General features: G+C 63.4%; 6 protein-coding genes. All 6 read right to left on the bottom strand.

Annotation, left to right across the window (positions count from 1 at the left end):
- On the bottom strand, positions 1-489 hold a 489-nt coding region (locus QZ766_RS12865; RefSeq protein ID WP_297202567.1), incomplete at its 3' end, for an iron chelate uptake ABC transporter family permease subunit.
- Positions 486-1,499: an iron ABC transporter permease gene (locus tag QZ766_RS12860; RefSeq protein ID WP_297202565.1), complete on the bottom strand. Its 1,014-nt coding sequence runs from the start codon at positions 1,497-1,499 to the stop codon at positions 486-488. The genes QZ766_RS12860 and QZ766_RS12865, both read right to left, overlap by 4 nt.
- Positions 1,496-2,302 (bottom strand): ABC transporter ATP-binding protein, encoded by an 807-nt coding sequence (locus tag QZ766_RS12855; RefSeq protein ID WP_297202563.1) that lies wholly within the window; start codon positions 2,300-2,302, stop codon positions 1,496-1,498. The genes QZ766_RS12860 and QZ766_RS12855 overlap by 4 nt, the downstream gene beginning before the upstream one ends.
- Positions 2,299-3,444 (bottom strand): histidine decarboxylase, encoded by a 1,146-nt coding sequence (locus QZ766_RS12850; RefSeq protein WP_297202561.1) that lies wholly within the window; start codon positions 3,442-3,444, stop codon positions 2,299-2,301. The genes QZ766_RS12855 and QZ766_RS12850 overlap by 4 nt, the downstream gene beginning before the upstream one ends.
- Positions 3,441-4,778, bottom strand: a complete 1,338-nt coding sequence (gene basC, locus QZ766_RS12845) for a putative histamine N-monooxygenase (protein WP_297202559.1) — start codon at positions 4,776-4,778, stop codon at positions 3,441-3,443. The genes QZ766_RS12850 and basC overlap by 4 nt, the downstream gene beginning before the upstream one ends.
- A gap of 34 nt (positions 4,779-4,812) precedes the next feature.
- Positions 4,813-6,259: condensation domain-containing protein (locus QZ766_RS12840; RefSeq protein WP_297202557.1), on the bottom strand; the 1,447-nt coding region annotated here is incomplete at its 5' end.

The raw sequence follows: 6,259 nt of genomic DNA, 5'->3' as shown, positions 1-6,259 counted from the left end.
CCCGCCGGCATAGTGGCGGCCCACCAGCGCAGTGAGCAGCACGGCAACCATCAGCCCTCCGCCCAATCCGGCCAGCGCAATCAGCGCTTTCGGCGCGGCAGGAAATAACACCAGCAGCACCACAATCAGGGTCATGGCCCCCTGGCTTACGCCAAACAGGCCCGGATCCGCGAGCGCGTTGTGGGTAATTGACTGCATGATGGCCCCCGCCAGCGCGACGCACCAGCCCACCATAAAGCCCAGCACCAGGTGCGGGAGGCGGACCTGCCAGAGTGCATACTGCAGCCGGGGGGCGATCTCCCCGCCGCGCAGCCAGTCCGCGATGCTGCGGATGCCGCCCCCGGCCTCGCCGCTGTTTAACGCAATCATCGCCAGCACTGCCGCAATCGCGCAGAGCCCCAGTCCGCTAAAGAGATCGCGCCGGCGCACGTGCAGCCCGCCGGCAAAACGCCAGCCGCGCTCGCCGTCTGTTGATCTGTCGTATTTCATCGCGTTTTACTCGGGGTTGCCGAAAGGTAGTGGGTTTTTATCACCCAAATAAAGAACAGCCCGCCCAGCAGATCCATCAGTACCCCGGTATGCACAATATAGGGCTGGAACAGCGTTTGCGCCGCAAGGGTGGCGAGCAGGCACGCGCACGCGCCCAGCAGCACGCAGGCCGGCAGCGCCAGCAGAAAGTGCTGCCCTACCAGCGGGCACACCGCGTGCGGCACCATCAGACCGACAAAGCCAATCGGACCACAAATCGCCACGCCGGAACCGGCAGCCACAATGGCCGCCCCGAGCGCCAGCCCCGCGGTCCACCGGGTATTGATGCCGATGGAGAGCGCTTTTTCATTACCGAGCAGCATCAGCGTCAGCGGCCGCGCCAGCAGAAGCAGCAGCGCCAGGGCCAGCAGGCCCATCCACCAGAAGCTGTACAGCCTGTTGGCGTAGGCATTATTGATAGTTCCGCTGATCCACCCGAGGTATGCCGAGCGCACTTCGGGATGAGAGAGCAGGATCGCATTGGCTACGCCGAGATAAAGCATCGAAATTAGCGAACCCGCCAGAATCAGCAGCAGCCCTGGCGGCACGTCGCGCGCGCCGGCAAGCCTGGCGACGGTCAGCGATGACAGGAAGCCGAACAGCGCGCCGGCGAGCGCACAAACTCCCTGCAGCGGGAGGCCAAAATTGAACAGCACCGCCCCGCCGACAGTATATAGCACCGCGCCGGCATTGATGCCCAGCGTCGATGACGAACCCAGCGGATTGCGCAGCAGCGCCTGAAACACCAGCCCGCTGCAGGCCATTACCGCCCCGACGTACAGCGCGATCAGGGTTCTCGGCAGGCGCTGATAGCGGATAATCGCCTGGGTATAGTTTTGTGGTTCCGGCAGAGTCAGCGCGGCGTAAACCTGCCCGACTGTCGCGGTGCCTGCCCCTGCCATCAGGCTTGCGGTAAACAGCCCCGCCAGCGCCAGCACCGCCGCGATAAAAAACAGCTTCCGGGCCATCATTCCCCCTCCTCCCTGCCCGCGACCTCAATATCGCCGGGGTCGGGATAGGGCTGGCAGACCAGCCTGCCGCCGCGCTCAAATACCGCGGCGGGAATATCAAAAACCTGACGGAGGGTATCGGCGGTGACGATCTCCCTGACGCTGCCGGCGGCTTCGAGCCGGCCATTGCGCAGCATCACCACGTCATCGGCAAACGCCGCCGCAAGATTGAGATCGTGAAGAACCACCACGATAGTCTTGCCGTGCTGATCAGAGAGCGTGCGGATAAGCTTCAGCAGCCTGTACTGATATTTGATATCCAGATGATTGACCGGCTCGTCCATTAAAATAATGTCGGTATCCTGCGCCAGCACCATCGCCACCCACGCCCGCTGTCGCATGCCCCCCGACAGGGTGTTGACCCGCACTTCTGCGCTATCTGCCAGACCCACGGTAGCCAGCACCTCGCGAAAGCGCTGCCGCTCCGCCGCAGAGGGCCCGCCGAACAGCGGCGTTCGTCCGCTGCCTGCCAGCTCGATAAGCTCGCCAAGGGTCATGTGGTCCGGGCAGAGATTCTCCTGCGGCAGCCAGGCAATCCGCCGCGCCAGCGCCTTGCGTCCCAGTCCGGCAATGGGTTCTCCCTGCAGCAAAATTTCACCGCCGGAGACGGGCATAAACCCCATCACCGCCCGCAGCAGGGTTGACTTACCGCAGCCGTTCGGTCCCAGCAGCGCGGTGACGCGTCCCGGCGCAAAGCGCACCGACAGCTCGCGCAGTACCGTGGCCTTCCCGTAAGCGGCGGTGATATTTTTAACCTCGATCACGTAACACTCCCGCCGCTCACCGGCGCGCTGGCAATAACGTCATCGATCAGGGCGTCGATGCGGCGGCTGTCGCGATGGTGCCCGGTCGCCACCAGGTGCGCGGTATTGCCCGAAGTGGCCACGCAGTGCTTTTTCCACACCGCGGGCGGCGGGCTCGGAAAAACGACGGTAATGGAGTTTTCGTGTCGCCAGGCGTTAATGCCCGCCTCCCGGAAGCGGTCCACCGCGTACTGGGCCATGTTAAGGCAGCGGCGGGTGCGCTGTTGCCACTCGGCGAAGGAGCGGCTGCGGAGCGCCGCCCACAGCATCAGCGGCGCGTGGCCGCTGCGCGAGCCGGTGATGGTACGGTCAGGGGCGGAAATATAGTCCACGTCAACGGAGATGCGCTCAACGTGCTCCCGCTTCGCCAGTACGACCCCGCAGGGGTGCGGCGTACCGATCATCTTATGCCCGGACACCGCAATCGAGTCGATGCCGTCGGCAAAGTTAAAGGGCTGCGGGCGCTCGACGAACGGCAGGATCATCCCGCTCAGCGCCGCATCGGCATGCAGGTAGTAGTCTTGTCGGGAAATGCCCGCCAGCGCAAGGCGCTGCTGAATGCTGGCAATATTATCCACCGCTCCGCGCAGGGTGGTGCCGATATTGGCAAAGACGATCGGATGTCTCACCTGCTGCGCGGCTATTTTGCGCATCAAGTCGTCTTCATCGATTTCGCCGCCGGGCAGCGCGTCAACCACGCAGGATTTGATCCGCAGCAGCCGGACGATTTTCGCTACCGAGTAGTGGGTATCCCGGGAGTAGAACAGCGTACCCGTCGGGAACAGCTCGCGCGCCAGATAACAGGCAAACATATTGCCCTCCGTGCCGCCGCCGGTGACGTAGCCCCAGCTTTGCGCAAAAGGAATATGAAAGAGTCCGGCGAAATACTGCATAACGTCCTTTTCGAATTCAAAGGTGTTCAGCAGATAGTTACACTCGGCGCCCCAGTCGCCGCAGTTGTTAATGGAAAACTGCATAAAGCGCTGCAGGTAGCCATAATCGAAGTCCGCAGATTCAGGGTAACCAATATTGAAATACTGATTGTCGAGGCAGAAGCGCCAGAAGGCATCCAGCCGGTCGCGATCGGCGAGGGATAAGCTCATGGCAACGCCTCCCCTGACAGGCTATCCGGCAGCCCGAACGTTTGAAAGGCGCTTTGCCGCGGCAGCCGGTAATGCTCGCGCCCGAGCAGGGTATTAACGATGCTGCCGTTGCGGTAAGCGCCGAGCCCCAGATCCGGCGAGCCGACCCCGTGCTGAAAAATCTCGGTGTTTTGCACAAAGATGCGCCCTCTGCCGCCGTCCCGCCGGCGGGCAATAAAGGCTTCATCCACCAGCCAGTCGCCCCGGGCGTCGGTTTCCAGCACCGCCTCCCTGAGCGACGCCAGCCAGCCGGGGAAAACATGGTGATAGCCGGTTGCCGCGATAATAGCATCCGCTTCCGCGTAGCCGACCCGGTCAAGCGCCCTGTGCCTGAAGGCGATACGCACGACGTCATCGTCAGCGCTGCCGGTAACGTTTTCCACTTCACAGTCCGGCAGCAGCCGCAGGCCGGGATCCTGCCCGCCGATGGAGCCCTCGTACAGCGCGTCGAAGATTTTAGCAATGGTCCCGTAGCTGATGCCTTTGTACAGACCACCCTGCCCCGCCGCTATCTGCCGACGTTTCTCCCGGCTGAGGGTCTGGAAATGGGCCATATAAGCTGGGGTAAAACACTCCTGCCCGAGCTTGGAAGATTCCATCGGATGAAACCCCGGCGAGCGGGTTATCCAGTGGACTGACGCACCGGCGGCGATCCGCTCCGGTGTCAGCCCCTGACATAAGGCCAGCACGCACTCGGCGGCGCTCTGACCGGAGCCAATAACCGCCACCCGGCGGCAGGCTTCCAGCGCTTTGCGATGGGGAATAAACGCCGCCGAATGCAGAATCGGCGCGCGGCTTTCCACCTCTGCCCACGCCGGGAGCAGCGGCGATGTGCCAATACCGATAGCCAGATCCCGGCAGCAATAGCGCCGGACGGTGCCATCGCTGGCGCGGCTTTCCACCACGAAGCGATCCTCTGCGGGTTCATAGCTGACGCGGGTCACCGCGGCATCAAAGCGGCAGGCGAGGAGCTGCTCCGCCGCCCAGCGGCAGTAGTGGTCGTACTCCCGGCGCGGGATCTGGAAGTTTTCATAGTAATAAAACTGATACAGGCGATCGTGGGCGTGCAAATAGCTCAGATAGCTCAGCGGATGCGCCGGGTCAATCATGGTCACCAGGTCCGCGAGGAACGGCACCTGCAGCGTGGCGTCGGGCAGCAGCATTCCGGCATGCCAGCTAAATTCGGCTTTCGCTTCCAGAAACAGGCTCGTCACCTCACGGTGGCGGGAGAGCAGCGCCGCCAGCCCCAGATTGAAGGGCCCAATACCGATGCCAATCAGATCGTAATTTTCCATACTCTTCATCCTTAAACATAAAGGCAGATGCGCACTACTGCGGAGATGCTGCCGCGTCAAGCAGCTGTACAACGTCATCCGCGTTGCGGCAGCGCAGAAGCTGCGCTACCGGTAGCGCGGTGCCAAACGCCTCGTTAAGCCGTGAGGCAATAACGCTCAAATGCCGCGGCCGCAGGCCGAGGCTGATAAAGTCGCTGCGCCCGTCAGCCAGCGCCCCGTCCCCGACAGCCAATACCTGCAGATAGATGGCCAGCACCCGCCGGGACATACTCTCGCCTGCGGGCTGGCCGTGCGCAGGCCGCCTGTCGACAGGCGCCAGCATCGGCCGGTCAAATTCCTGCGGCGCGGCGGCAATGCGGCGAACCGTAGCGGTAAAATCCTCAAACGCGGCGGTGATCCACGCCTGCGGCAGCGCGTCGAGGCGAATATCCCAGTTGATCAGCAGCCCACTATCCAGAGCAGCAAACTGCGCATCAAGCGCCACCTGCGGCCCCTGCGAAATCGCCCAGTTCATCTCGCCGAAAACTTCTTTGACGTTCGGTGACAGCAGCGCGCCTCCCGGCAGATCCAGCGCAGCCGTCACCACCACCGGCGCCAGCTGGGTGTCGCCGCAGCGGCGAGAAAGATCGCGCATCAGGTTGACGCCGGGATAGGCCGAGTGGGCCAGTAGTTCGCGCATCTGCTCTCCCAGCCTGTCGCACAGCGTCGCCGGACTCTCCGCGCCCGCCGTCTCAACGCCGAGGATCAGCACGTTGGCGAAATCACCCACGATGCGCTCAACGTCCGCCACCAGCGGGTTGCGCCAGAACATCGGCACGTTGAGTCTGAAGCGGCGATCGCCGGTGTGCCGCGCCAGCACCAGCGAAAACAGCCCCAGCATCAGGGTCGACAGGGTGATACTGCGGGATCGGGCGATGTGCTTTAGCGCAAGATGCACCTCCGTAGGCAGCACCGTCGCCAGACGATGACTGCGGGCCTCCTCCGCCAGCGCGGCAGCCAGCGGCAGCGCTGGCGGAGGAGGAATATCTGCCAGCCGGGCCTGCCAGTACAGGCGGTCCTTTTCCCGTATGGCCCGCAGCCCCGGATCGTTGCGCATCTGCTCGCACCAGTCGAACCAGCCGGGGATGCTTCCCAACTGGCGCTCAGGATGCAGGTACCATCCGGCCAGATCCTCCATCAGCACGCAAAAGCTGGGGGGATCGATGGCAATCATGTCGGTATCGACGTGCAGGCGGCAAACGCCGCCGCCCAGCAGGCTCAGGGAGAAACGCGCCGCCTGCCCGGCCTGAAGATCCAGCCTCTGGTGCGTCCATAACTCGCGCTTTTCCAGCAGCCGCTGCGCGGCATCGTCCCCGGTCAGAAGGCGAAAATCCTCGACTTCAAGTGCCGGTGAGGCCTCCTGCGGCATGACCGTCTGGCGCCCTTCGTCGTCTACCCGCAGGCGCAGCATCGGATGCTGTGCGCAAATCCGCACCAGAGCC

Source organism: uncultured Pluralibacter sp., from assembly GCF_913775985.1.
Classification (GTDB): domain Bacteria; phylum Pseudomonadota; class Gammaproteobacteria; order Enterobacterales; family Enterobacteriaceae; genus Pluralibacter.
Note: the sequence above shows the minus strand (reverse complement) of the source record. Positions and strands in the feature narration are given on the sequence as shown.

Bases quoted from the DNA above. Each gene is read 5' to 3' on its own strand.
- basC (WP_297202559.1), bottom strand. From the start codon at position 4,778: ATGGAAAATTACGATCTGATTGGCATCGGTATTGGGCCCTTCAATCTG.
- QZ766_RS12850 (WP_297202561.1), bottom strand. From the start codon at position 3,444: ATGAGCTTATCCCTCGCCGATCGCGACCGGCTGGATGCCTTCTGGCGC.
- QZ766_RS12860 (WP_297202565.1), bottom strand. From the start codon at position 1,499: ATGATGGCCCGGAAGCTGTTTTTTATCGCGGCGGTGCTGGCGCTGGCG.